Consider the following 24385-nt stretch of genomic DNA (forward strand, 5'->3'; position numbering starts at 1 on the left):
TGCGGCTCGGGGCAGACGGTGGCGCCGGTCCTTTCGTCAGTTCGGTCCGGCGGGGCGGCAGCGGATCAGAGTCCGGCGGCCGAGGAGCACGGCGCCCAGCCCCAGCGGGACCGCCACGACGGCGCCGACGAGTCCGTTGCCGGTGCCGGGACCACCGTCGGCGGTGACCAGGTGCAGCACGGCGAGAACCGTGCCGACCGTTCCCGCCGTGATGGCCGCCACCCCGGCGGCGCGCGCCTTGCCGGTGCCGGTCCGGCGGCCGGCGCGGACCAGGGCCGGCCGGCCGATGACCAGCCCGAGCACCCCCGCCGCGAGGGCCAGGTTCGCCCCTGTGCGCCCGTCGCCGATGATCCCGCCCTCGGCGGCCGCCATCAGTGCTGCTGACGTACTCATGCCGTTCTCCTCCTTCTTCGCCGTCGCCGCTTCCGAACGTCGACGTCCCTGGAGAGCATGCGTGCCGTCCTCCCCGCCGGTCGTCCGGCGGACGCGGGCGCTTCTCGCTGCCGCCGCCGGGGCATCCGGGTACCGCGGCGGCGGCACGCGGCGGGGGGGGGGGGGCGGGGCCGGGGGCCGCCCCCCCGCGCCCCCCCCCGGAAGGGCCCCCCCCCCCCCCCCGGCGCGGGGGGGGGGGGGGGGGGGGCGGGGGGGGGGGGGGGGGGGGGGGGGGGGGGGCGCCCCCGGGCGGGGCGCCCCCCCCACCGCTCGTCCCCGAGCAGGATTCGCCCGCAACCGCGTCCGGCTACGGTGCGCCCATGGACAAAGGACGGTTCGCTGTCCCGGCCGGAGTCACCGACTGGGCGACCGCCCTGGGCGTGGCGGCACTGCTGCTGGGCACCGGGCTGTCCGGGCCGCACCCGGCCGGGGGGCGCGAGCTGCTCGGCTCCGCGCTGCTGGCGGCCGGCGGGCTGGCGCTGGCCGCACGCCGCCGGGCGCCGCTCGTGGTCCTGGCCGTCACCGGGCTGTGCGCGGTGGGGTACCTGGGAGCCGGGTTCGAGGTGCTCGCCGCCTCCTACCTGGTCGCGGTCTACGGCTCGGTACGTGCCGGGCACCGCGCCGTCGCGCTGGCTGTCTCCGTGGGCCTGCTGGCCGTGCTCCGCCTCACGGCCCTGGTCCTTCACGACGGTGCCCCGCGCGAGGTCGTGGCACAGGCCCGGAGCACCCTCGAACTGGCCTGGCTGATCGCCGCGTTCGCCGCCGGGGAGGCGGTGCGGCAGGCCGAGCGGCGGGCGGACGGGGCGGAACGCACCCGCGAGGAGACCGCGCGCCGCCGGGCCGACGAGGAGCGGCTGCGCATCGCGCGGGAGCTGCACGACTCGCTCACTCATCAGATCTCGGTCGTCAAGGTGCAGTCCGAGGTCGCCGTCCACGTGGCCCGGCGCCGCGGCGAACAGGTGCCGGAGGCCCTGCTCGCGATCCAGGAAGCCGCCCGGGAGGCGAGCCGGGAGCTGCGCGCGACCCTCGAGGCGCTGCGCGACGACGACACCGTCCCGCCGCACGGACTCGACCACATTCCCGCCCTGGTGAAACGGTTCCGGGTCACCGGCCCGGAGACGGTGCTGACGATCGGGGGGCGTCCGCACGCCGTGCCGGCCGCGGTGAGCCGCACCGCTTACCGGATCGTTCAGGAGTCGCTCACCAACGTCGCCCGGCACGCCGCGGCCACCAGCGTCTCCGTGCTCGTCGACTACCGGCCGGGCGCTCTCGTGATCCGCGTCGACGACGGAAAGAGCGGTTCGCTCCCCGCCCCGACGCCCGGTCTCGGGCTGCTCGGCATGCGCGAACGCGTCACGGCCCTGGGCGGCCGTCTGCGCACCGGGCCGTGCGGCGCGGGCGGCTTCACCGTCCAGGCCGAACTTCCCACGAACGGAGCCGCGTGATCCGGGTCCTGCTGGTCGATGACCAGCCGCTCATCCGCAGCGGCTTCCGCGCGCTGCTGGACCTCGAGGACGACATCGAGGTGGTGGCCGAGGCCGCCGACGGCCAGGAGTGCCTCGCGCTCCTCGGGGAGCGGCTGCCCGACGTCGTCCTCATCGACATCCGGATGCCCGTGATGGACGGCATCGAAGCGACGCGGCGCATCGCCGCGGACCCGGCCCTGGCCGGCGTGCACGTCGTCGTGCTGACCAACTACGGCATGGACGAGTACGTCTTCGACGCGCTGCGGGCCGGCGCCGCCGGTTTCCTGGTCAAGGACATCCTGCCGGAGGACTTCCTGCACGCCGTACGCGTCGCCGCCCGCGGTGACGCCCTGCTCGCACCCGCCATCACCCGCAAGCTCATCGACCGGTACGTCACCCAGCCGCCGCCCGCCCGCGTCGGCAGGGGGCTGGAGGGACTGACCGGCCGCGAACGCGAGGCGGTCGCCCTGGCCGCGCACGGTCTGTCCAACGACGAGATCGCCGGTCGCCTGGTCATCAGCCCGGCGACCGCCAAGACCCACATCAACCGGGCCATGGCCAAGCTCCACGCCCGCGACCGCGCCCAGCTCGTGGTCCTCGCCTACGAATCCGGCCTGGTGACTCCGCGCGGTTCCTGACCCCCGTACACCGTGGATCGTGCCGGTGCGTCACGGTGCCTCGTCGCCCGAAACCTCACGGTCCGACCCCCCTCGGTTCCCGTCCGTCCTCCTTCGGACGAGGAGACGTACGGGTCGTCGGGCGCGGCTCGGGAGAAGGCCGGCGTGCTCGTGCCCCTTCCGCGCCGGTGTCCGCATGCGGGCCGGGGACCACCGAAGGCCGGAAGTCCGGGCCGGAGAGCGTCGGCGCGACCGGGGCGCGGGGACCCGAGGACGGCCGGCCGGAAAGGACCCGGCGGCCGGGAGCACGCCGGAGGCGGCCGCGCTGTCGCAGGAGTCCGTACGCCAGGCCGTCCGCGAGGTCCTTCCCCAGGAACTCGTGCCTCTTGTCGAGCAGTTCACCACCCGGTCCGCCGCCACCGGGGCCGGCGAGCAGCGGGACGGCGGCGCCGCCGAGCGGGTGCGCGAGTCGGTCCGCGAGACGCCGGACGGGCCGGGCCGGAAGCCGTGTTGTCCGGCCGAGGGGGTGAGCCGGTGGGGAATGGGGTCGTGGACGACGCCGGTCACCCCTCGCCGGCGCACGCCTCCGCCTCCGCCAGGTACCGCGCCACCGGCCCCAGCGTCAGCAGCCCGCTCGCCCCGCCCGCGTGTTCGGCGCGGGCGGGGCGCAGGGCCGTCGCCGCGCGGGCGGCGACCGGGCGCTCGCCGAGACGGGCGGCGGCGTGGGCGGTCAGGCACCAGAGGGCCTCCTGCATGTGGTCGAGGGGCGGTTCGGGCGCCGCGATCAGGGCGGCGCGGGCCTGCTCGACCCGGTCCCGGGCGAGCAGTACCAGCGGGTGTGCCCAGGGGCGGTACGGGCCCCAGTCGAGGGCGGGACCGGTGGGCGCGGGACGGTCGTGCAGCAGGCGAAGGCCCAGGAGGGCGAGGGCGAACAGGCCCCGGTGCAGCCCCGGCATGCCCCCTGTCCCGGCGAGGGCGTCCTCGGCGGCGCGGTAGTGCGCCGCGGCCGTGGCGGCGGACGGCCCGCCCGGTCCGGTACTGCGGGCGGCCGTGGCCCGCGCCCGGAACCAGCCGGTGAGGACGGGGACGAGGGACGCCTCGGTGCTGACGGCGAGCCGTTCGGCGGCCTCCGCGTGCGCGGTCGCGGCGTCCAGGTCGCCGGCGGCGGAAGCGGATTGCAGGCGGACGAGACGGCCGAGCACGACGAAGTCCGGCAGCTCGTGCCGGGTGGCCAGGGCGAGGATCTCGGAGCCGATCGCGTCCCGTGCCGCCGCGAGTCCGGGCCGGGTGAAGGACTGGAGGAACACGCCGTTGAGGGCGAACACCAGCAGGGCGGGATCGCCCAGCTCCCGGGCCAGCGCCACGGCCTCGCGCGCCGCCTGTTCGGCGCGCCTCCGTTCGGCGGCGGACAGACCGGCGCCGCGGCTCTCGACCGCGACGGTGGCCAGCAGGCGGGCACGCAGTTCGGCGGGGCCGTCCGCGCCGAGCGCGGTGAGCGTACGCTCGGTCGCCGCGACGACGGCGCGGGACTGCTCGGGGTCGTCGGCCCGGCTCCAGAGGGCGGGCACGTCGTAGGCGCCGATGACGCGGGCGGTCAGGGCGGCGTCCCCGGTGCGCTCCGCCGCCCGGACGGCGGCGAGACGGTCGCTCCGCGAGTGGACGAGGGCGTCGCCCCCCGCCAGGGCCAGGGTGCGCGCCAGTTCCACGGTGGTGCGGGGGCCGAGTCGTACGCCCGCGGTCCAGACGGTGCGCGCGTGCTGGAGTGTCGTGGCTCCGCGGAGGATGTCCGTCTCCAGGCGCCGGAGGCCGGCCCCCGGATCGAGCCCGAGCTGGTCCGCGAGCATCGTGCGGGCGCGGCGCAGGGTGGCCAGCGCGTCCGCCCGGCGGCCCGCCCGGTGCAGTGCGCGGGCCAGCAGTCCCCAGGCCGGCTCGCGCCAGGGGCGTTCGGTGACGTGGGCGCCCAGTTCGGCGACCAGCTCGGCTCCCGAACCGGAGTCGAGGAGGAGGCGGGCGCGCAGTTCCACCCCCTCCAGCCTCAGCTCCTCCAGCCGGGCCTGTTCGCGCCGGGCCCACGCGGAGCCGGTCACGTCGGCATAGGCGGGGCCGCGCCAGGACGCGAGGGCCGCGTCGAGGCCGGCCAGCGCCTCGGGGGTACGCCGGGCGCGGGCCAGGGCGTCCTCGAACCGGTGGACGTCCACGTCCTCACGCGGCAGGCGCAGCGCGTAGCCGGGGCCTTCCGTGACGAGGACGCGCGGCGGCGTGCGGGGCGGCCGCTCGGGTTCGACGGCACGGCGCAGCGCGGCGACGAACGTGCGCAACGCGCCCACGGCGCGCGCCGGCGGCTCGGCCCACAGGTCGTCCACGAGGGTGTCGGTGGCGACCATCCGTCCCCCGGCGGCGACGAGCCGGGCGAGCACCTCACGGTGGCGGGGTCCGCCCAGGTCGACCGGGGTGCCGTCGTCGTGGAGGGCCCGCACGGCACCGAGTACGTCGATTCGCATGCCCTCCATCCTCCGTTCCGCGGGCCGCCCGCGTCGAAGCGTGCTGATCGGCCGCTGATCGCCGTCGGCCACGCTGACCCCGTCAGCTCCCGGACCGCGGCTCCCGCCGGTCCGCCGACCCCAGGAAAGGGCCTTCCATGACGCTCGCCATCCCCGGTTTCGACCACGTCCGCCTGCCCGGCGCCGACGGGGTGGAACTGGCCGCCGCCGTCGGCGGCGGCGGCAGCCCGGTCGTGCTGCTGCACGGCTTTCCGCAGACCCACCTGATGTGGCGGCACGTCGCCGAGCGGCTCGCCGGCGAGCACACGGTGATCTGTCCCGACCTGCGCGGCTACGGCGCCAGCGACAAGCCGGCGGCCACCGGCCCCGAGGTGTACTCCAAGCGCGCCATGGCCGCCGATGTCGTCGCCCTGGCGGCGGCGCTCGGCCACGAGCGCTTCGCCCTGGTCGGCCACGACCGGGGCGCCCTGGTCGCCTTCCGGGCCGGACTCGACCACCCCGAGACCCTCACCCACCTGGGCATCCTCGATGTCGTGCCGACCCTGGACATGTGGAACGTCCTGCGCGGTGTCCCGGCGGCGGTCGGCTACCACCTGTTCCTCATGGCGCAGCCGCCGGGTCTGCCGGAGACGATGATCGCCAACAGCGCGGACGCCTTCTTCGGCTCCTTCCTCGACGCCTGGGCCGGGGACCCGGCGGCCGTGCCGGAACCGGTCCGGGCCGCGTACCTGCGGGCGAGCGCCGCGGCCGTGCCGTCGATCGTCGCGGACTACCGGGCCTCGGCGGACATCGACCCGGCCCACGACCAGGCGGACCTGGACGCCGGTTCCCAGCTGGCCATGCCCGTGACGGTCGTCCAGCAGGACTGGGGCGCGCGGCTGGGCTACGACGCCGCCGCGCTCTGGCGCGCGTGGGCGCCGGACCTGGACCACCGGCTGACCGGAGCGGGGCACTTCATGGCCGAGGAGGCGCCCGACGAGATCACGGGGGCGATCCGCGACCTGCTGCTCCGCCAGGTTCGGCCGCGAGAGGGGCGCCGTCCTTCCGGGGGCGGGCGCCGTGTTCCCGGCGCCCGGCCGGCCCGCCCTCCGTACGGCCGCCGCCACCGCCGGGGCCGGCCGTTCTCACCCCGCCCGGTCAGGCCATTTCGATGTAGCGGTGGACCCGGTCGAAACGCCGGGCCGCCAGGTCCCGGCGGCGGATCACCCAGTGGGCGACGCCGGAGTCCAGTTCCGTGACGTCGTCGCCGCACCTCCAGGTGGCCAGGAGAGTCCAGTCGCCGAAGCCCTCCCCGGGGGCCGCGCCGTCCTGCCCGGCAGGACCGGTCTCCCCGGGACCACGGGCGTAGTGGACGGGGTCGTTCTGGGGCGAGACCGGGTGGCCGCCGATCTGCAGGCTCCAGGGAGGGCGGTGGCCGCCCCCGCGCGCCCAGGCGTCGCCGAGTTCGTCGGCGAGTTCGAACTGCTCGTCCTCGGGGAAGTCGCCCCACCTGTCGAGAGCGAAACTCTCCGGCATCCGCGCGCTCGGCTGGTGCCAGACCGTACGCAGTGCACGGGGGCGGTACGGCTCGCGCCGGGTGTGCGCGAGAGGGTCCGGCGCTGTCGGGGTCCCCGCGGGGACGTACAGCACCGCGTCGGACACCCGTCCCCCGACGCTGTGCACGTCGACCCCGGAGAAGAGGAGCAGGTGGCCGTCGGCGGGCAGCGGGAGGCCGGTCGCGTCCGGCGGGAGGACCGCGAGGTCGACGGAGGCCACGAAGGGGTCGGACGGCTTCGGCACGCCGTGCGGCAGCAGGGGGTCACCGCCGATCCGGGCCACGAGGGGACCCTCGCCGCCCTCCGCGACGTACACCGCCGGCAGGGCACCGCGTATCCATTCCTCCACCTCCTCCGAGGGCAGTCCCCCGGAGGCCGCCTCGGCCCGGAAACGGTTCGCTCTGTCCACGCTCGTGTCGGTCACCGGGCCACCCTAACGGGCTCGCGGACGGGCACCGGCGGGGGCCAACCCGGCGGTTTTCACAGCGATTTGGCGCTCCCGTCCCTTGCTCCCGCACCCTCCGGCCCCGCCGCGGGCGGGCTCTCCGGCGCGGGCGGCGGGCCCGTACGGTTCTCCCTCCCCGGCCGGCCCGCGCGCCGTACCCCGCAGCTCCGCACGGCCGCCGCGGCACCGCGCCCGGCCCGCCCGCCTCAGTCCCGGAGGGTGGCGAGCCAGTCGGTCAGCAGGCGGTTGACCTCGTCGGGGCGCTCCTGCTGGATCCAGTGGCCGCAGCCGTCCAGGAGGTGGGAGGCCGACAGGCCGGGAAGGGTGGTGGGGTAGGCGTCGATGGCGTCGGACATCCAGGTGGTGGAGGCGTCCAGGGCGCCGCCGGCGAACAGGGACGGCTGCTCGATCGGGGCCCCGCGGTACGGGGCGAGGTCTTCCCAGTCGCGGTCCACGGCGCGGTAGCGGTTGAGTGCTCCGGTGATCCCCGTACGCTCGAACTCCCCGGCGTAGACGTCCAGATCGTCCTCGCTCAGCCAGCCCGGGAGGACCCCCGCGGGGAAGCGGTCGCGCAGCCGGCCGCCGCGGGTGACGAAGTGGGGGTCGGGCTCGTGCGGGGCGGGCATGGTGTCGGCGGACAGGGCCGCGTAGAAGCCCGCGAGCCAGCCCCGGACGTCGGGCTCGATCTCCGCCTCGGCGCGACCGGGCTCCTGGAAGTAGGACACGTAGAACTCCTGCTCGGGGCCGCCGATCCGGTCGAAGACGTCGGTGGGGCGCGGACCGCCGGGCGGCGCGTAGGGGACGCTCAGCAGGCCGACGGCGCGGAAGACCCCGGGGTGGAGCAGGGCGGAGGCGGCGGCGATGTTGGAGCCCCAGTCGTGGCCGACGACCACCGTGCTCTCCTCGCCTAGGGCGCGCACGACGGCGAGGTTGTCCTCCACCAGGTCGAGCATCCGGTAGGCGTCGGTCGCCTCCGGCTTGGAGGAGCGGCCGTAGCCGCGCACGTCGATCGCCACCGCCCGGTGGCCGGCCGCGGCGAGGGCCGGGAGCTGGTGGCGCCAGGAGTACCAGGACTCGGGGAAGCCGTGCACGAGCAGGACCAGCGGGCCGGTGCCCTGCTCGACCAGGTGCAGGCGCCCGGCCGGGGACTCGACGGTGCGGTGGCGGAGTCCGGCGGTCGGCTCGGGTCGCACGGGTTTCTCCTCGGTTCGCGGGGGGGGCGCGGCTGCCCACCGATCATGCGGTGGCGTACCCGTCCGGCGCGATCGTCCTTGCCGTCCTGGCAACTTCGGGGAACGGGACGGTGGAGCGGCACCGGGGAGGAGGGGCGGGGAAGGCGGCGGCCGGCGCGTGCCCGTCCCGGAGGTGCCGTCGCGTCGCGGTGGCCGAAGGAGTACGGCGGCTCCCGGGCGAACCGGCACGGCACCCGCCCCCGCGACCTGGCCGCGCGCCGCGGTGCCGCCGGGCTTCCGCGACGACACGGCGGTCCCGCCCCGCCCCGCGCCCGGCTCAGCCGCGCGCGGCGGACCGCCGTCCCGCCACCACGTCGGCGACGGCGACCACGAGCGCGGCCACGACGAAGGCGATCGAGACGAGGAGGCCGTGGTCGTAGGCGGTGGCCCAGCCCTCCTCGGTGACCTGGGCGAAGAAGACCGAGCCGACCGCGGCGATGCCGATCGCCGAACCGACCCGCTGGCCGGTCTGCAGGGTGCCGCCCGCGCTGCCCGCGCGGCGTACCGGCACCTCGGAGAGGGTGAGGGTCTGGTTCGGGGCGATCACCAGGCCGCTGCCGAGCCCCGCGAGCAGCAGCGGGGCCAGCATCGCCCAGCCCGCGCCCCTGCCGGGCACCTGGTGCACCGCGAACGCCGTCCCGGCGAGGCCGAGCGCCACCATCGTCAGGCCGAGGACCACGAGCGGCCGGCCGAAGCGGTCCACGAGCCGGCCGCCGATCCCGGCCGAGACGCCCGATCCCACGGCGAAGGGGGTGATGGCGAGTCCGGCCTGGAGCGCGGTGTAGTGCAGTCCGCTCTGGAGGTAGAGCGTGCTGACGAAGAAGATCGAGGTGAAGCCGGCGAAGTACAGCAGGATCAGCAGGGAGCCGAGCCAGTAGGACCGGACGCGGAGGAGGTCCAGGTCGATGAGGGGTTCGGCGCCCGACCGCGCGCAGCGGCGTTCCCATCCGGCGAAGACCGCGAGCAGCGCGGCGGCGACGAGGACGAGCAGGTACTTCGCGTTCCCGTGCCACTGCTGCGACTGGACGAAGGGCAGCAGCAGGGCGAGCACGGCGGTCCCGAGGAGCAGGACGCCGACCGGGTCGAGGCGGCGCAGGCGCACCGGCTTGGCGTCCGGCGTGTCGGGCAGCAGCCGCCGGGCGAGGAACAGGCACACGATCCCGATCGGGAGGTTGACGTAGAAGACCCAGCGCCAGCCCTCCTCGGCGCCCGCCGTCTGGATCAGCAGCCCGCCGAGGAGGGGGCCGACCGCCGTGGAGATGCCGACGACGGTGCCGAACACGCCGAAGGCCCTGCCGCGCTCGCGGCCCTGGAACATCTGCTGGATGAGGGCGGAGATCTGGGGGGAGAGGAGGCCGCCCGCCATTCCCTGCACCAGCCGCGAGATCACCAGCCACAGGCTCGTCTGCGCCGCTCCGCAGGAGGCCGAGGCGAGCGTGAACAGCGCGAGTCCCGCCATGAAGACGCTGCGCCTGCCGCGCGCGTCGCCCAGCCGTCCGGCCGGGATGAGGAGGAGCCCGAAGGCGAGCGCGTACCCGGAGAGCACCCACTGCAGGTCCGACTCGGGGGTGTCGAGTCCGGTGCGGATGGAGGGCAGCGCGACGTTCACGATCGACACGTCGAGCAGGGTCATGAACCCCGCCACGAGACAGACGGCGAGCGCCTTCCACCGGTTCGGGTCCCCCTCCTCCCGCTGCTGGGGCGCGGCCTGAGCCGATTTCTCCTGGGCCACGTGTGCTCCTCGTTCCTTCGGGTACGGCCCGGGGGACGGCGCGCGACACGGGCCTGGTGCGCCTCCCCGGCCTGCGGAGAGCCGGGTACCCGGCGTATGGGTTCCCGATTCCTCTTCTTTGCCCCATCCGTCCGTGGATGCGCGCGGCCGTCCCGGGCGCCGGCTCACCCGGCCGGCCCAGCGTCCCGGCGGCCGGCGGACTTCTTCCCCCCCGGGCCCGCCGACGCGGACGACGGGGCGACGCGGGCCGGGGGCCGCCCCGGAAGGGCCGGACGGCTGTTCACCCGTTCGAGTGGGAAAGAGCCCCGCGTTAAGGTGGGGCGTGCTCCCCCCGGCCCTTCCCGCCCACCCTCCGGCCCTTCCCGCCCGCCCCTCGGTCGCCGACGCCGCCCTCCTCGGCCACGTGGAACGGGGCCGGGAGTGGCCCCTGCTCGTCTGGGCCCCCGGGCCCGGGGTGCGGATGGTGTCGAGCGCGGTGCTCGGCGGGGGGATCGGTGAGCGGGAGTGGGTGCTCAACGCCCAGGTCCCGCCCGGTTACGACCGGCTCGACCCGGTCGCCCACCTCCGTGAACTGGCGGCGGGCGCGGGCCTGTCGGGCGCGGGCGTGGGCCTCATGACGGCGGCCCCGGTCGCGGACCGGTGCCACGCCGAGGACGGCGGCGCGCACGCCGTGGTCACGGCCGGGATCGGGGTGCGCGGCTGGGCCGCCGCGCCGGGGACCGGCGGGGTCGCGGTCCCGCGCCCCGGGACCATCAACATCATCGTGTCGCTGCCCGTGCCGCTCACGGACGCCGCCCTCGTGAACGCGGTGATCACCGCCACCGAGGCGAAGACCCAGGCCCTGGTCGACCTGGGCGCCGACGCCTCCGGCACCCCGACGGACGCCGTCTGCGTGGCCGCCCCCTCGGCGGCCGGGAGCGGGGCCGAGCCGTTCGCGGGGCCGCGTTCGCTCTGGGGCGCGCGGCTGGCCCGCGCCGTGCACCGGGCGACCCGGGACGCCTGTGCGGCCGCCCTGGCCGCCGGACTCCCCGGATCCGCCGCCTGAGACCCGCTCGCACCGTTTGTGCGTCGTAACCTGAGCGCATGACCGACACGGTGGCGTACGGGATCACGACCGGAACGGTGGCACGGCGCCTGGGGGTGTCGCCTACCACGCTGCGCTCGTGGGACCGGCGGTACGGGATCGGCCCCGCCGCCCGTGAGGACGGGAGGCACCGGCGCTGGACGCCGGAGGACGTAGCGATGCTGGAGGAGATGTGCCGGCTGACGGCTTCGGGAGCCCCGCCGGCCGAGGCGGCCCGGATCGCGCGGGCGGCCAGGACGGGGACCGGGCGGTCCGGCGGGTCCGGGGCGTCCCTCCCCCGTCCCCACGCGGAGCCGGGCGTCCGGGCCGAGCCGCTTCCCGGAGCGGAACGGGTCCGCCGGCCCGGCTCCGGGAACGGGTTGCCGCTCGGCGCCGTGCGGCGGGAGTGCCGGGGGCTGGCCAGGGCCGCCGTCCGGCTGGACGGTCCGGCGCTTGACGCCCTGCTGCGGGACGCCGTCGCGGACCACGGGCTCGTCACCGCCTGGGAGGAGGTGATGGCTCCCACCCTGCGCGCGGTGGGGCGCAAGTGGGAGTCGTCCGGGGACCGTTACGTCGAGGTGGAGCACCTGCTGTCCTGGCACGTGTCGACCGCGCTCCGGCGGGTCGCGCCCGCCGGACCGGGGCCCGTGGCTTCCGTACCGCCGGTGCTCCTGGCCTGCGTCCCCGGCGAGCAGCACACCCTCCCGCTGGAGGCACTGGCCGCGGGACTCGCCGAACGCGGGCTGCCGCACCGGATGTTCGGCGCGGCCGTCCCCGCCGAAGCGCTCGACGCCGCCGTACGGCGCACGGGCCCGGCCGCCGTCGTGCTCTGGTCGCAGGCGCGTTCCACCGCGCACCACGCCCTCGCCCGGCACGTCGCCGGCAGCTCGTTCGGCGTGAAGGGGGCGCGGACGCACCCCCTGGTCCTCCTCGCCGGCCCCGGCTGGGCGGGCCGCGCCGTGGAGCCGGGAATGCTGCGGCCGGGCGGCCTGCGGGAAGCGCTCGACGCGCTCTCCCGCCACCACGCGGGGACGCGGGCCCCCTCCCCGGCGTGACGCGCGGGCGGCGCCCCGCCGCGCGGCCGGCCTCAGCCGTGCGAGAGCAGCGCCGCCGCGAGTTCGGCCGCGCGGCGGTGCCAGAGACCGGCCCCCCGGAGCATGGCGTGCCCGCCGAGCGGCATCGGGATGCCCACGGCGTCGGCGCCCGCCGCCCTGGCCCTGCGGACGAAGTCCCAGGACTCCCGGGCGGAGGTGACGCGGTCGGTCTCGTCGTGGAGCAGGTAGAGGCGCCGGCCGCCGAGGTGGTCGACGGGTTCGCCGGACGGGCACCAGGGCGCGAGGGCGACGACTCCGCGTACGGCGGGATCGCCCGCGGCACGGAGCGCGGCGCGCCCGCCCATGGAGTGGCCGACGAGCACGACGGGAACGGGGCCGATCCGCTCCCGGAGGCCGGCCAGGGCGGCCTCGGCGTCCCTGGCGGCGTCGGCGCGCGCGCCGTTCCAGCCCCGGTGGCGGTAGCGGACCTCGGCGACCAGCACGGCCCGGCCCCGCACGGCGCGGGTCACGGCGGTCGCGAAGGGACGCATGCGCAGCGCGGGGAGGTTGAGGGCGGGCGGCGGCTCGGGGCCGTCCTCGCGGCCCCCGTGGAGGAGCAGGACGGCCGCCGTGGGGGTGGCGGGGGCACTGCGGGCGAGGAGGGTCGCGGCCTCGGCGCGCGGGGTGCGGCAGCCGTTCACCGCGCGGCCGTTCCGCTCGCGCGGCGGCGCGACGGCGGCGGGGAGCACCCGTTCGTGCGGGCCTCGTGGGCCGCGTGTCCGGGTCGCTGCGCCATGGGGACCTCCAGGAGTCGTTGCCGCTTCCCGGGATGAGCGGTCCGCTCATGACGAGGGGAGGCGACCGTGAGGGCCGCAGTCTGCCAGGTCCCACCGGCCGCCGGGTACGGGCCCGCCGGGCGGCGGGGCCCGGGGGCGCTTCGGGGACCGGAGCCGGGCGCGGCCCGGGGACCTGGGTCCGGGCGGTCCCGGTGCCGGGGCCGGGGCGCCGGGGGTGCGGAGTGTCCGAAGGGTCCGGGTTCAGGCGGCGGTGGTCCCGGCGACGGCGAGGCTGTGGCGCATCCGCCGCAGGCCCCGGCGCGCGTGGCTCTTGACCGTGCCGAGGGGCATGCCGGTGAGGCGGGCGATCTGCGTCTGTGTCAGGTCCGCGAAGAAGGCGAGGGTCAGGACGTCGCGCTGGACGCGCGGCAGGCGCGCGAGTTCGCGGGTGACCACGAGCCGGTCGAGGACGTGTTCGGGGCCCTCCCGGACGCCGTCGGACACCGGCAGGGCCGCACCGGCCGCGGCGACGAGGTCGAGCCTGCGGGTGCGGGCGCCGAGGGCGTCGGCGATCTTCCGCCGGGTGATGCCGACGAGCCAGGCGGGTACGGAACCGCGCTCGGGGTGGTAGCCGGCGCGGCCCCGCCAGGCCGCGAGGAAGACCTGCTGGGTGACGTCCTCGGCCTCGCGCGGATCGCCCAGGGCCCGGGAGGCCAGGGCGTGCACGAGCCGGGCCCAGCGGTGGTGGGCGAGGGCGAGGCAGTGTTCGTCGCCCCGGGCGAGCCCGAGGCCGATCTCCCTGTCCGAGAGGAGGACGGGCGTGGCTCCTCCGCCGGGAGGGGCGGCGGTCCCGGCTCCCGCCTCCGGGGAAGGGGGGCCCTCCGGGGAGACGGGGGCGGGGGTGTTCGTGCCCCCGGGCACGGGGCGACCGGCGGCGGTGCGGGCTGCGGGCATGGCGGGCCTCCTCCTCCCGGGGCTCCGTGCTCCCGGCCCCCTCAGCGTCCGGCCGACCGGCGAAGTGGATCAACTCGCGTCGTTTGTGCGTCGTATCGCACGCGTGAAGGAGGAACGGCCGTGCGAACCGCCGCCGTTCTCCTCCCCGCACCCCGGTCCCGGCCCTCCGCGCCCCTGTTTCCGGTCCCTCACTCCCGGCCCCGCGCGCGCCGGAAGCGGGCGGCGGCTTCGGCGAGGTCCACGAGCGGCGCGGGGTAGTCGTACGCGACCCGGTCACGGTGCTTCGGCTTCCAGGGCTCGTGAACCGCCGCGCCGGGCAGCCCGGCGAGTTCCGGGACCCAGCGGCGGACGTAGGCGCCGTCGGGGTCGTACCGCTTGCCCTGGAGGACGGGGTTGAGGACCCGGTGGGGCCGGGTGTCGGCTCCCGTCCCCGCCACCCACTGCCAGTTGAGCTGGTTGTTGGCGACGTCCCCGTCCACCAGGAGGTCGAGGAAGTGCCGGGCGCCCTCCCGCCAGTCGAGGTAGAGCGTCTTGGCGAGGAAGGAGGCGGCGAGCAGCCGGCCCCGGTTGTGCGCCCAGCCCTCGTGGGCGAGCTGGCGCATGGCCGCGTCCACCACGGGGTAGCCGGTCCGGCCCTCCTTCCAGGCCCTCAGGTCCGCCTCGGCCTCCTCGCCGCGCCGCCAGCGGTCCTGCCGGGGCCGGTAGTCCTCGGTGGCCGCCCGGGGCCGCGCGGCGAGCATCTGGCGGTGGAAGTCCCGCCAGCACAGCTGCCGTACGAACGCCTCGGCGCCCGGACCGCCCCGGCGCCGGGCCCGGTGGACGGCCTCGGTGGCGGAGACGGCGCCGAAGTGGAGGTACGGGGAGAGGCGCGAGGTCGTGTCGCCGGCGAGGTCGTCGTGGCCGGTCCCGTAGGCGTCGGCGTGCCGGGAGAGCCAGGCACCGAGCCTGCGCCGCCCCTCGGTCTCCCCGCCCCTCGCCAGGCCCTCGGACACGCCCGCGACGGAGGCGCGCGACGGAGGCTCCCCGGAGCGGAGGCCGGCGGGCACCCGGACCGTCCGGGGGGCCGCCAGGGGCGACCGGAGCGGTTCGCCGGACCAGCGCCGGAAGTACGGGGTGAAGACCGCGAAGTGGTCGGAGCCCTGCGGGGTGACGTCGCCGGGCGGCACGACGGTGGTCACGGCGTCGTGCACGTAGAGCCGGCGTCCGTCCGCCTCCAGGGCGTGCCGCAGCCGTGCCTCCCGGGCACGGGCGAAGGCCGAGTGGTCCGCCGCCATGTGGACCTCGTCGGCGTCGGACCGCCGTACCACCGCGCACACTTCGGCCGTGGTGTCGCCGTGGCGCACCACGAGCCGGCCGCCGCGTTCGCGCAGCCCGGCGTCGAGGTCGGTCAGGCAGTCGGCGAGGAAGGCGAGCCGGTTGGGAGCGGCGAACCCGGCCCGGTCGACGGCGGGGTCGCGGACGAACAGCGGGACGGTCTCGTCCGTCCCGTCCACGGCGGCCCGCAGCGGCGGGTGGTCGTGCAGGCGGAGGTCGGAGGTGAAGAGGACGACGGAGACGGTCATGGCGCCTGTTCCTGGAGCTCGACCGCCGGGCGGCTCCACGCGGGGCCGGGCACGCGGCGGGCTGGGGCGGTCGTACGGGTGTGCCGCCTCTCTTCCCCGCCCGGCCGGTGCGCGGATGCGCCGTGGGGCCGGGGCGGGGACGCGCCGCCCGGCCGGGGTGGAGACGTGCCGTCCCGTCGGAGGGGGAACGCGCCGCCCCGTCGGCGCGCGGACGTGCCGTACGACCGGGGCGCGGACGCGCTCACGGACCCGGCGGGTCGGCGGCGCCCGGCGCGTTTCCGGTGTGCGCCGGCACGCCCCCGGCGCGCGGCGGCACGGACGCGCCGCCTGTGGTGCGCTCCGCCGTACGCGCGATGTTCCGCGCCATGCCGCCGAAGACGACGGCGTGGAACGGTGCCACGCTCCACCAGTAGAGCTGCCCGGCGAGCCCGCGCGGATGGAAGAGGGCGCGCTGGCGGTAGCGGGTGCGGCCCTCCTCGTCCCGTTCGGAGCGCATCTCCAGCCAGGCGAGGCCGGGGAGCCGCATCTCGGCGCGCAGCCGGAGCAGGCTTCCGCGCTCGATCTCCTCCACCCGCCAGAAGTCGAGCGCGTCGCCGACCCGGAGCCGCTGGGCGTCGCGGCGGCCCCGGCGCAGTCCCACTCCGCCGACGAGCCGGTCGAGCCACCCCCGTACGGCCCAGGCCAGCGGGAAGGAGTACCAGCCGTTCTCCCCGCCGATGCCCTCGATGACCTTCCAGAGGGTGTCCGGGGCGGCCTCGACGGTCCGTTCGCGTTCGTCGGTGTAGAGGCTGCCGCCGGCCCAGTCGGGGTCGGTGGGCAGGGGGTCGCTGGGGGCTCCGGGGAGGGAGGCGGAGGACCAGCGCGTGGTGACCCCGGCCTCCTGGACGCGCCGGAGGGCGAGGTCGAGGGCCCGGTCGAAGGGGATCGGGGTGCCCGGCGGGCCCGGGACGTACTCCGCGATGTCGTGCTCGGCGCAGACCACCTCGTACCGCAGCGACTCCGCGAGCGGCCGGGCCAGGGCGGCGGGCACGGGCGTGACGAGGCCGATCCAGTGGCTGGACAGGCGGGGGGTCAGCATCGGCACGGACACGATGAGGCGCCGGGGCAGACCGGCGACCGTCGCGTACCGGATCATCATGTCCCGGTAGGTGAGGATGTCCGGCCCGCCGATGTCGAAGGCGCGGTTGACGTCCGCCGGCATGGACGCGCTGCCGACGAGGTACCGCAGCACGTCGCGCACGGCGATGGGCTGCACGTGGGTCCTGACCCAGCTGGGCGTCAGCATCACGGGGAGGCGTTCGGTGAGGTAGCGGAGCATCTCGAAGGAGGCGGAACCGGAGCCGATGACGACGGCGGCCCGCAGCACGGTCGTGGGCACGCCGGAGGCGAGCAGGATCCGGCCGACCTCGGCCCGCGAGCGCAGGTGCGGGGAGAGCGCGTGCTCGGGTACGTCCCTCGGCGTGAGGCCGCCCAGGTAGACGATGCGGCGGACCCCCGCGGCGCGGGCCTCCTCGGCGAAGACGCGGGCCGCCCGCCGGTCGGTCTCCTCGAAGTCCCGGCCGGACCCGAGGGAGTGCACGAGGTAGTAGGCCACCTCCACGCCCTCGAAGGCGGGCCGCAGGGTCGCGGCGTCGGTGACGTCGCCCCGGACGATCTCGACCCGGTCGGCCCAGGGGTGGTCCCGGAGGTTGGCGGGGGTGCGGGCGAGGCAGCGCACGCGGTGGCCCGCGTCGAGCAGTTCGGGAACGAGCCGGCCGCCGATGTAGCCCCCGGCGCCGGTCACGAGGCAGAGGGCCGGGGCACGGCCGGCTGTCGGACCGGGGTCCGGGCCGGGCGTGGCCCTGGGGTGCGTCGCCATGGTGGGGTGCTCCGTTCCGTCCCGGGGGCGGGCTCGCCGCGGCGTCCGCGAGAAGCGGTCGCCACGCCGATTCTTCCCCCGTCCCGGCTCGGACGGATGCGCGAGAGCGTTGTCTATAGGCTGAACGCGTGGCCCGCGAAGAAGACCGAGACGTTTCCGCCGCTCCGCAGAGCACCGCCGGCGACCTGCACGGCTTCGCCGTCGCGCTGCGGCGGACGCAGGGCGAGATCAACCGTCTCGTACACGGCTTCGCCCAGGCGCAGGGGCTCCACCCCACGGACGTACAGGCCCTGGCCGTCGTCCTGGACAGCCCCGAACCGCTGACGCCGGGGCGGCTCCGGGAGCATCTCGGGCTCACCTCCGGCGCGGTGACGGCCTGCCTGGACAGGCTGGAGAAGGCCGGGCACATCCGCAGGGTCCGGGAGAGCTCCGACCGCCGCGTGGTGCACGTGCGGTACGAGGACGGCGCGAGGGCGGCGGCCCGGCGGTACTTCCTGCCCCTCGCGGAGGCGACCGCCCGGGCGCGGGAGCGGTTCGACGCCGACGAGCTCGCGGTGGTCCTGCGCTTCCTGGACGTCCTGAACGACGAGCTGGGCGCCCTGCGCGTACCGCGCCGCTGAGGAAGCCGGGAGGGCCCGCGGCGGAACCTCCGGACCACCCGGTCACCGGACCACCCGGTCACGGGACCACCCGGTCACCGGACCACCCGGTCACGGGACCACCCGGTCACGGGACCACCCGGTCACCGGACCACCCGGTCACGGGACCACCCGGTCACCGGAACCATCGGGCGGCGGAACCGCCGGACCGGTGCGTCCGCGCGGTCCCCTTCCCCCGAAGGCACCGTCGAGAGGTCCCGCCCGGGGTGCGACCGCCCGTTCCGGGTAGGCGTCCGTGAGCCCCGGACCGGGCCCGTGCATACTTCTCTCAATCATTGAGATACTTCATGGCCGAGTAACAGTTCGGAGACCCGATGCCCCGCGCCCTCCGCCGGACCCGCTTCCTGCTGCCCCTGGCCCTTCTGGTCGTCTGGCTCGCCGTGGGCGGCGGGCTCGGGCCGTTCGCCGGCCGGCTCGGCGAGGTCTCCACCAACGACCGGGCGGCCTTCCTGCCGCGCAGCGCCGAGTCGACCCGGGTCGTCGAGGAGCAGAAGGCGTTCCGCACCTCCGCGTCCGAGTCCGTGCCCGTGATCGTGGTGTGGACGGCGGAGGGCGGCGGGGAACCGGCTCCCGGCGCTGCGGCCGGGGCGACGCGGGCCCTCGCCGCGCTCGCCGGCCGCCCGGGAATCGCCGGGCCGCCCTCCCCCGCCCTGGCCTCCGAGGACGGCAAGGCGCTGCGGGCCGTCGTCCCGCTGCGGCCCGGTCTCGGCGACGCCCTGCCGGACGCGCTCGACACGGTGCGGAAGGCGGCCTCGGTCCCGGGAACGACCGTGTGGCTCGCGGGCCCCGCCGCCACCCAGGCCGACCTCTCCGACGCCTTCTCCGGCATCGACGGGCTCCTGCTCGGCGTCGCCCTGGCGGCGGTCCTGCTGATCCTTCTCGTCGTCTACCGCAGCGTCCTGCTGCCCCTGATGATCATCCTGGGCGCGGTGTTCGCCCTCGGGCTGGCCTGCGCGATCGTGTACGTGCTCGCCGACGCCGATCTGGTCAGGGTGGACGGACAGGTGCAGGGCATCCTCTCGATCCTGGTGATCGGCGCCGCGACCGACTACGCGCTGCTCCTCGCCGCCCGCTACCGGGAGGAGCTCGCCGTCCCCGGCGCCGACCGGTTCGCCGCGATGCGCAAGGCCCTGCGCCGCTCCGTCGAGCCGATCGTCGCGAGCGCCGCGACCGTCGCCCTGGCGCTCATCGCCCTGCTCGCGAGCGACCTGTCCAACAACCGGGCGCTCGGCCCGGTCGGCGCCATCGGCATCGTCTGCGCGGTCCTCGGCGCGCTCACCTTCCTCCCGGCGGCCCTGGTCCTCACGGGGCGCGCCGCGTACTGGCCGGCCCGTCCGAAGACCCTCCCCGCAGGCACGGACACGGGTCCCGACGCCCCCACCGGCACCACCGGCACCACCGGGAAGAGGCTCGGGGGCGGCCACGCCCTCTGGACCCGGATCGCCGCCGTGGTGGACCGCGCTCCCCGCAAGGTATGGGCGGTCACCCTCGTCGGGCTCCTGGCCTGCGCCGCCTTCGCGCCCACGCTGAACTCCCGGGGCGTGCCCTTCGACGAGATCTTCGTGAACGACGCGCCGTCCGTCGCCGCGCAGGAGACCCTGGGCCGTCATTTCCCCGGCGGCGCCGGCAACCCCGCCGTGATCATCGCCGACGCCGGGGCGGCCTCCCGCGTGACCGCCGCCGCGAAGGACGTCGAGGGCGTCGACTCGGCGTTCCCGGTGGACGCGTCGGGCCGCCCGGCCCCCGGCGAGCCGCTCGTGGCCGGCGGCCGGGTCCGGATCGACGTCACTCTGGCCGACGCGGCCGACAGCGACGCGGCCCGGGAGACGCTCGCCCGCCTCCGTACCGCCGTGCACGCGGTCCCCGGGGCGGACGCCCTGGTGGGCGGTTCGACGGCGCAGCAGTACGACACCCAGCGCACCGCCGCCCGGGACCGCGCGCTCATCGTTCCGGTGGTCCTGGCGATCATCCTGGTCATCCTGGTGGCGCTGCTGCGCTCCCTGGTGCTGCCGCTGCTCCTCGTCGCCACGGTGGCGCTCAACTTCGCCGCCACCCTGGGCGTCTCGGCGCTCGTCTTCGAGCACGTCCTCGGCTTCACCGGAACGGACTCCTCCGTCCCGCTGTACGGTTTCGTCTTCCTGGTCGCGCTGGGCGTGGACTACAACATCTTCCTGATGTCCCGGGTCCGTGAGGAGTCGCTGCGCCACGGGGTGCGCGAAGGCGTCCGCATCGGCCTGACCGCCACCGGCGGTGTGATCACCTCGGCGGGCGTGGTGCTCGCGGCGACCTTCGCCGCGCTCGGCGTGATCCCGCTGGCGTTCCTCGCGCAGATCGCGTTCATCGTCGCCTTCGGCGTCCTGCTCGACACCCTGGTGGTCCGTTCGCTCCTGGTGCCCGCGCTGGTCCGGGACCTCGGTCCGAAGGCGTGGTGGCCCGGTGCGCTCAGCCGCGTCCCGGCGGACCCGGCCCCCGGCCGCGAACCCGCCGCGTCCTCCGGGAAGCACGGCTGAACCGGCCGGACCGGCGGGGCTCCGGCCGGTCCGGGCACGGCCCGGCACGCGACGGGGCCGGCGGGGCGCGGCCCGCACCGGCTCACGGCGTGCCGGGGGTCCCGGTGGGCGCCGGCGGGGCCGGACAGGCGACCGCGCCGGGCCGCACGCTCAGCTTGAGGCCGGGCGCGGTGAGGAGGCCCGGGAGCTGGAAGTCCTGGGCGGTGCCCACGATCCTGTCGAACTTGGCGTAGCGCGCCTGGATGCCGAAGCGGTGCTGCGGGCTGTCGAGCGGGTTGACCACGTACGCCCCGGAGGCGTCCTTCACGGTCTTCACGTCGGCGCCGTTGGTGTTGAGGTCGACGATCCCGTCCATGTCGAGGACGCCGGTGGCGTTCTTGAGGTCGAGGACGGTGTTCTTCGTCCTGATCTCCCAGGAGCCCGGGTTGTCGTCGCCGAGGGTGAGCATCAGGGTGTACGTGGCTCCCCCGATCTGCTGCTTCTGGCTCAGGCAGAGGCCGTTGATCATCCCGTCCGCGAAGCCCATGCGGAGCACCCGTACGGTTCCGGCCGAGCCGTCGGGCCCGACGACGGCCTGGTCGACGACGGCGGCGCCGTACTGCGTCCCGTACAGGCTGCTGGTGGTGAAGTCGACGGGCCGGTCCTGGATCCGGAGGCCGACGGCGAGGGCGCCGCTCGCCATCGCGGTCCCGGTGCCGCCCGCGACGAGGAGCGCGGGCACGGCGACGGCGAGGGCCCGGCGCCAGTGGGTGCGGCCCTCCCGCGCGGAGACCTCCCGCACCGCCTCGTCCTCCGCGGGACCCTCCGGAACGGGGGCGTGCTCTTCCGGGCTGCGGCTTTCGGGGTTCATGGGGTGGTCACCGTGATGGTTCCGGGGAGGTGGACGGGGTTGTCGGTGGAGTCGAGGGCCGCGTGGTCGTCGACCGTCCGGATCGCGTAGATGTCGCCGGCGAAGTCCTCGGCACCGGCGGTCAGCGGGATGAGGGAGCCGAAGAAGTCGAGGAGCCCCTGCACCCCGCAGATCTTGAAGAGGACGCGGACGCAGACGTTGGTGATGTTCCCCCACATCGTCGTCGTCTCGGGCTTCCCCGCGCTGTCGTAACCGCCGAGCGAGCCCTCCCCCGGCACGTCGATGGTGACGGTGTGGCCGTTCGCCCGCTGGACCACGTTCATGTGCGAGCGGATCTTGAGCTTGGTGAACGTGTACTTGGTGGTGGTCCGCGTCGTGCCGTCGGAGAGCCGGATGGTGACGTTCTTGTCGACCGTCATCGACACGGCGACCATGCTGTCGATGGTGACGCGCAGCGGGTCCGGGGAGGGCAGGAAGGGGACGCCCATCGGTTCGACGGCGGCGTTCGCCCCCGAGGCGCTGCTCGGCTGCCCCGACCAGACGGCGGTGGTGACCGCCAGGACCAGGGAGGTGGTCACCGCGAGGGTCTTGCGGCGCGCTCCGCGCGTGCCCCGCGTCCGGCGCGCCGCGCGTCCCTCCCGTACCGCGCGCTCCCCGGCCGTCACCCCTCCACCGTCCTGCGGCGCGGGCGTTTGGCACCCCAGCCGACCATCATGGAGCCGCCGAGGACGCCGAGCGTCATGCCGGCCAGGAACCCGCCCAGGTTGGAGACGACGAGGGAGACGACCGCGAGGACCACGCCGATGAGCCCGAAGGTGTACCGCTGGCCGGGCAGCGCCATCGGGATGAGGCCGCACAGGATCATCCCGCCGCCGACGAGGTAGCCGGCGATCCCGCCGAAGCCCGTGCTCACGATCAGCTGCAGGGAGCTGAGGGAGAACTTGAGGACGGTCCAGCCCCCGGCGACCATCCACACCCCGCCCCAGAAGGGCCGGGTGCGGCGGAAGGCCCCGAACCACGCCCACGCGGCCTTCGCCCGGCTCAGCACGTCGTGGCCGATCCGGGGACGACCCTGATCTTCAGGTCGGGCAGGACCAGCGCGCCGGCCATCTCGGCGTCGTACGCGGTGGCGTTCAGGCCGTGCAGCTTGATGGAGCTGCCGCCCTCGCCGCCCGCCGAGCCGAGTCCGAAGCCGCCGGGCAGCGCTCCCGTGAGGGGCTTGCCGGCGACGGTGACCTGGTCGGCGGACTGGCCGAGCACCGCGTTCTGGAGGGTGGTGGGGCCGTACGCCTGGAGTTCGGTGGCCTGGATGTAGAGGTTCGACGCGTCGATGTCGGTGGTGAAGTCCGCCGGCGGGGCGGCCGTCACCTTCTGGCCGCCGGTCAGGAGCAGCGAGTACGGGAGCCCGGCGATCTTCTGGTGGACGATGCCGCACAGTCCGGCGAGCCCGGCGCTGGCGAAACCGACGCGCGCCATGGCGGTGTTGGTGGTCGTGGTGCCGTCCGGGCGTCCGACGGCCGGGGTGTTGACGATGGCGCCGAAGCCGCTGCCCTGGACGCCGTTGGAGGTCAGGGTGAAGGGCTCGCCGGTGACGCTGAAGTTGGCGGCGAGCGCCCCCTGCGCGAGTGCCGTGCCGAGGGCGCCGACGGCGAGGACCGAGGGGACGAGGGCGAACGCGCCGCGCCCCCAGCGGGTGCCGCGGCGGGTGCCGTCGGCCGCCTCGGCCAGCATCCGGGTGTTCCAGTCGGCGGCGGCGCGGACACCGCTCGTGCGCATCCGGGTCACGGACTTGCCGAGCTCACGGGCGCCGGAGAAGAGGTGGTTCATGCGGAGCCGCTCCCAACGGACACGGGGGGTACGGGGGTTCGGTCGGCCGTCCGGGTGCGGCGGAGGAATCCGCGCCGCCCGGCGGGCTTCTCGGGGAGCCAGCCGAAGGCCATGGAGCCGCCGAGGACCGAGAGGACCATGCCGACGAAGAGGCCGCCGAGGTTCGACAGCGGGAAGGAGGCGACGCCCGCGATCACCGCGAGGACGCCGGCGGTGTGGCGCTGGCTGGGCATCAGCAGGATGAGCAGGGCCATCGCCATCAGGACGACGCCGCCCGCCATGCCCGCGATCCCGCCGACCCCGACCTGGAGGATCTTGCCGAGGGGGGCCATCGGCAGGAAGAAGATGACGAAGCCGCCGGTCCCGGTCCAGACGGCCGCCCAGAACGGCCGGGTGCGGCGCCAGGTGCGGAACGCCGCGCGCGCGCCGCGCGGCCGGGGCGCGTCCGGGGCGGTCCCTTCGGTCGGCTCGGACGGCGGATCGGTGCTCATGGGGACCTCGCAGCGGTGGGTCGGGGAGGGGTGGGGAGGGGCCCCGCGCCTTTCGGGAGGCGCGGGGCCCCGGTGCGCGGCGCCGCCGCGCGGGCGGTCCGCCGGGGCGGTCCGGCTCAGCAGCCCTTGTCGCCGTGGGCGATGCCGATCGCCAGGTCCGGCAGGGTGATCGCACCGGCGATCGTGGCACCGTTGGCGTCGGCGTTGAGGTTCTTGATGTCCGTACGGCCGCCGGTGGCGTCCAGACCGAACTGGCCCGGGGTGCCGTCGTTGATGCCGGTGGCCTTGATCCCGGCGCCGTCGGCGGCCGCGCCGATGACGTTCGGGGTGGCGTCGCTCGCGTTCAGGGTGGCCGTGGACGCCTTGAGCGCCTGGGCGTCGAGGATCAGCTTGTTCGCCTGGAGCCCGGAGCCCGCGACGAGCTGGTCGCTGGTGAGCGGGGTGGCCGCGGCCGGCGAGGAGATGTTGAGCGACCAGGTGCCGAGGCTGCCCACCACCGGGAGGTTGACCGACTGGACGGCGTGGACGCAGATGCCGTCCAGTCCCGCCTTGGCGATGCCGACCTGCGCGGCGCCCTTGGGCCCGCCCGCGTCGATGGTGTGCATGACCGCGCCGATGCCCTGCGGCGCGGCCACCGTCTTGGAGCTGAGGGTGAAGGGGACGCTCGTCAGCGAGAGGTTCGCGGCGAGGGCGCCCTGCACCATGGCGGTGGCCATGGCGGCGACCGCCGCGGTCGCCGGCAGGGCCAGGAGCGCCGATCTGCGCCAGCGGGTGACCCCTCTGCTCTCTTCCTGCATGTGCTCTCCAACCGTCGTCCCGCGCACGGCGCGCGGGTGGGGTG

21 protein-coding genes and 1 pseudogene are annotated in these 24385 nt (G+C 76.1%); 7 read left to right on the forward strand and 15 right to left on the reverse strand.

The window, feature by feature from the left end; translation table 11 throughout:
* Positions 1–36 precede the first annotated feature (36 nt).
* Complete coding sequence (locus ACFYZY_RS11640; protein ID WP_388692376.1) at positions 37–393, reverse strand: DUF6223 family protein; 357 nt, start codon at positions 391–393, stop codon at positions 37–39.
* Between the two features lie 359 nt (positions 394–752).
* Between ACFYZY_RS11640 and ACFYZY_RS11645 the strand changes: the two genes are divergently transcribed.
* Both ACFYZY_RS11645 and ACFYZY_RS11650 read left to right on the forward strand, forming a co-directional pair.
* Entirely contained in the window at positions 753–1877 is a 1125-nt protein-coding gene (locus ACFYZY_RS11645) for a sensor histidine kinase (protein ID WP_388692378.1), read from the forward strand.
* Positions 1874–2536 carry a response regulator gene (locus ACFYZY_RS11650; RefSeq protein ID WP_388692379.1) on the forward strand — a complete coding sequence of 221 codons (663 nt, stop codon included), beginning with the start codon at positions 1874–1876 and terminating at the stop codon, positions 2534–2536. Before ACFYZY_RS11645 ends, ACFYZY_RS11650 begins: the two co-directional genes overlap by 4 nt.
* Positions 2537–3078: 542 nt before the next feature.
* On the opposite strand, the gene ACFYZY_RS11655 is transcribed toward ACFYZY_RS11650, so the two are convergent.
* Entirely contained in the window at positions 3079–5016 is a 1938-nt protein-coding gene (locus ACFYZY_RS11655) for a BTAD domain-containing putative transcriptional regulator (RefSeq protein WP_388692381.1), read from the reverse strand.
* Between the two features lie 137 nt (positions 5017–5153).
* Between ACFYZY_RS11655 and ACFYZY_RS11660 the strand changes: the two are divergent.
* A pseudogene (locus ACFYZY_RS11660) lies at positions 5154–6029 on the forward strand (alpha/beta fold hydrolase); the annotation flags it as partial.
* A 124-nt stretch (positions 6030–6153) separates the two neighbouring features.
* Here the strand turns inward: ACFYZY_RS11660 and ACFYZY_RS11665 are convergent.
* From ACFYZY_RS11665 to ACFYZY_RS11675, 3 genes are all read right to left on the reverse strand, one after another.
* Entirely contained in the window at positions 6154–6975 is an 822-nt protein-coding gene (locus tag ACFYZY_RS11665) for a DUF1963 domain-containing protein (protein WP_388692382.1), read from the reverse strand.
* A gap of 227 nt (positions 6976–7202) precedes the next feature.
* Complete coding sequence (locus ACFYZY_RS11670; RefSeq protein WP_388692383.1) at positions 7203–8189, reverse strand: alpha/beta fold hydrolase; 987 nt, start codon at positions 8187–8189, stop codon at positions 7203–7205.
* A gap of 316 nt (positions 8190–8505) precedes the next feature.
* A complete protein-coding gene (locus tag ACFYZY_RS11675) occupies positions 8506–9960 on the reverse strand; it encodes an MFS transporter (RefSeq protein WP_388692385.1) in 1455 nt (484 codons plus the stop codon).
* Between the two features lie 322 nt (positions 9961–10282).
* On the opposite strand from ACFYZY_RS11675, the gene ACFYZY_RS11680 reads away from it, so the two are divergent.
* Together ACFYZY_RS11680 and ACFYZY_RS11685 are read left to right on the forward strand one after the other, a co-directional pair.
* On the forward strand, positions 10283–11005 hold the full coding sequence (locus ACFYZY_RS11680; protein ID WP_388692386.1) for an adenosylcobinamide amidohydrolase: 723 nt from the start codon (positions 10283–10285) through the stop codon (positions 11003–11005).
* 38 nt (positions 11006–11043) lie between these two features.
* Complete coding sequence (locus ACFYZY_RS11685; protein ID WP_388692387.1) at positions 11044–12078, forward strand: MerR family transcriptional regulator; 1035 nt, start codon at positions 11044–11046, stop codon at positions 12076–12078.
* 32 nt (positions 12079–12110) lie between these two features.
* Here the strand turns inward: ACFYZY_RS11685 and ACFYZY_RS11690 are convergent, their stop codons facing one another.
* The 4 genes from ACFYZY_RS11690 to ACFYZY_RS11705 form a co-directional block, all read right to left on the reverse strand.
* Positions 12111–12806 carry an alpha/beta fold hydrolase gene (locus ACFYZY_RS11690; protein ID WP_388692388.1) on the reverse strand — a complete coding sequence of 232 codons (696 nt, stop codon included), beginning with the start codon at positions 12804–12806 and terminating at the stop codon, positions 12111–12113.
* Between the two features lie 288 nt (positions 12807–13094).
* On the reverse strand, positions 13095–13787 hold the full coding sequence (locus tag ACFYZY_RS11695) for a sigma-70 family RNA polymerase sigma factor (RefSeq protein ID WP_388692390.1): 693 nt from the start codon (positions 13785–13787) through the stop codon (positions 13095–13097).
* A gap of 188 nt (positions 13788–13975) precedes the next feature.
* A complete protein-coding gene (locus ACFYZY_RS11700) occupies positions 13976–15349 on the reverse strand; it encodes a cryptochrome/photolyase family protein (protein ID WP_388692392.1) in 1374 nt (457 codons plus the stop codon).
* 241 nt (positions 15350–15590) lie between these two features.
* Positions 15591–17207: an SDR family oxidoreductase gene (locus ACFYZY_RS11705; RefSeq protein WP_388692394.1), complete on the reverse strand. Its 1617-nt coding sequence runs from the start codon at positions 17205–17207 to the stop codon at positions 15591–15593.
* Between the two features lie 128 nt (positions 17208–17335).
* On the opposite strand from ACFYZY_RS11705, the gene ACFYZY_RS11710 reads away from it, so the two are divergent.
* Both ACFYZY_RS11710 and ACFYZY_RS11715 read left to right on the forward strand, forming a co-directional pair.
* Positions 17336–17827 (forward strand): MarR family winged helix-turn-helix transcriptional regulator, encoded by a 492-nt coding sequence (locus tag ACFYZY_RS11710; protein ID WP_388692396.1) that lies wholly within the window; start codon positions 17336–17338, stop codon positions 17825–17827.
* Positions 17828–18180: 353 nt separating this feature from the next.
* Positions 18181–20376, forward strand: a complete 2196-nt coding sequence (locus tag ACFYZY_RS11715; protein ID WP_388692398.1) for an MMPL family transporter — start codon at positions 18181–18183, stop codon at positions 20374–20376.
* Positions 20377–20458: 82 nt separating this feature from the next.
* Here ACFYZY_RS11715 and ACFYZY_RS11720 read toward each other — a convergent pair whose 3' ends face one another.
* From ACFYZY_RS11720 to ACFYZY_RS11745, 6 genes are all read right to left on the reverse strand, one after another.
* A complete protein-coding gene (locus ACFYZY_RS11720) occupies positions 20459–21226 on the reverse strand; it encodes a DUF6230 family protein (protein WP_388692400.1) in 768 nt (255 codons plus the stop codon).
* The gene (locus ACFYZY_RS11725; protein WP_388692401.1) at positions 21223–21891 is read right to left on the reverse strand and encodes a hypothetical protein; all 669 of its coding nucleotides are present in this window, start codon (positions 21889–21891) and stop codon (positions 21223–21225) included. Before ACFYZY_RS11725 ends, ACFYZY_RS11720 begins: the two co-directional genes overlap by 4 nt.
* Positions 21888–22274, reverse strand: coding sequence for a DUF6114 domain-containing protein (locus ACFYZY_RS11730; protein ID WP_388692403.1), 387 nt, complete (start codon positions 22272–22274; stop codon positions 21888–21890). Before ACFYZY_RS11730 ends, ACFYZY_RS11725 begins: the two co-directional genes overlap by 4 nt.
* A complete protein-coding gene (locus ACFYZY_RS11735; RefSeq protein WP_388692404.1) occupies positions 22268–23053 on the reverse strand; it encodes a DUF6230 family protein in 786 nt (261 codons plus the stop codon). The genes ACFYZY_RS11730 and ACFYZY_RS11735 overlap by 7 nt, the downstream gene beginning before the upstream one ends.
* Positions 23050–23544 carry a DUF6114 domain-containing protein gene (locus ACFYZY_RS11740; RefSeq protein ID WP_388692406.1) on the reverse strand — a complete coding sequence of 165 codons (495 nt, stop codon included), beginning with the start codon at positions 23542–23544 and terminating at the stop codon, positions 23050–23052. The genes ACFYZY_RS11735 and ACFYZY_RS11740 overlap by 4 nt, the downstream gene beginning before the upstream one ends.
* Before the next feature lie 116 nt (positions 23545–23660).
* Positions 23661–24341, reverse strand: coding sequence for a DUF6230 family protein (locus tag ACFYZY_RS11745; RefSeq protein ID WP_388692408.1), 681 nt, complete (start codon positions 24339–24341; stop codon positions 23661–23663).
* Positions 24342–24385: the final 44 nt, after the last annotated feature.

Source organism: Streptomyces sp. NPDC001744 (assembly GCF_042892575.1).
GTDB lineage: Bacteria > Actinomycetota > Actinomycetes > Streptomycetales > Streptomycetaceae > Streptomyces.

Coding starts and splice junctions, on each gene's coding strand:
- ACFYZY_RS11640 (WP_388692376.1), bottom strand. CDS start 393: ATGAGTACGTCAGCAGCACTGATGGCGGCCGCCGAGGGCGGGATCATC.
- ACFYZY_RS11645 (WP_388692378.1), top strand. CDS start 753: ATGGACAAAGGACGGTTCGCTGTCCCGGCCGGAGTCACCGACTGGGCG.
- ACFYZY_RS11655 (WP_388692381.1), bottom strand. CDS start 5,016: ATGCGAATCGACGTACTCGGTGCCGTGCGGGCCCTCCACGACGACGGC.
- ACFYZY_RS11685 (WP_388692387.1), top strand. CDS start 11,044: ATGACCGACACGGTGGCGTACGGGATCACGACCGGAACGGTGGCACGG.
- ACFYZY_RS11695 (WP_388692390.1), bottom strand. CDS start 13,787: ATGCCCGCAGCCCGCACCGCCGCCGGTCGCCCCGTGCCCGGGGGCACG.
- ACFYZY_RS11700 (WP_388692392.1), bottom strand. CDS start 15,349: ATGACCGTCTCCGTCGTCCTCTTCACCTCCGACCTCCGCCTGCACGAC.
- ACFYZY_RS11705 (WP_388692394.1), bottom strand. CDS start 17,207: ATGGCGACGCACCCCAGGGCCACGCCCGGCCCGGACCCCGGTCCGACA.
- ACFYZY_RS11715 (WP_388692398.1), top strand. CDS start 18,181: ATGCCCCGCGCCCTCCGCCGGACCCGCTTCCTGCTGCCCCTGGCCCTT.
- ACFYZY_RS11720 (WP_388692400.1), bottom strand. CDS start 21,226: ATGAACCCCGAAAGCCGCAGCCCGGAAGAGCACGCCCCCGTTCCGGAG.
- ACFYZY_RS11735 (WP_388692404.1), bottom strand. CDS start 23,053: ATGAACCACCTCTTCTCCGGCGCCCGTGAGCTCGGCAAGTCCGTGACC.
- ACFYZY_RS11740 (WP_388692406.1), bottom strand. CDS start 23,544: ATGAGCACCGATCCGCCGTCCGAGCCGACCGAAGGGACCGCCCCGGAC.
- ACFYZY_RS11745 (WP_388692408.1), bottom strand. CDS start 24,341: ATGCAGGAAGAGAGCAGAGGGGTCACCCGCTGGCGCAGATCGGCGCTC.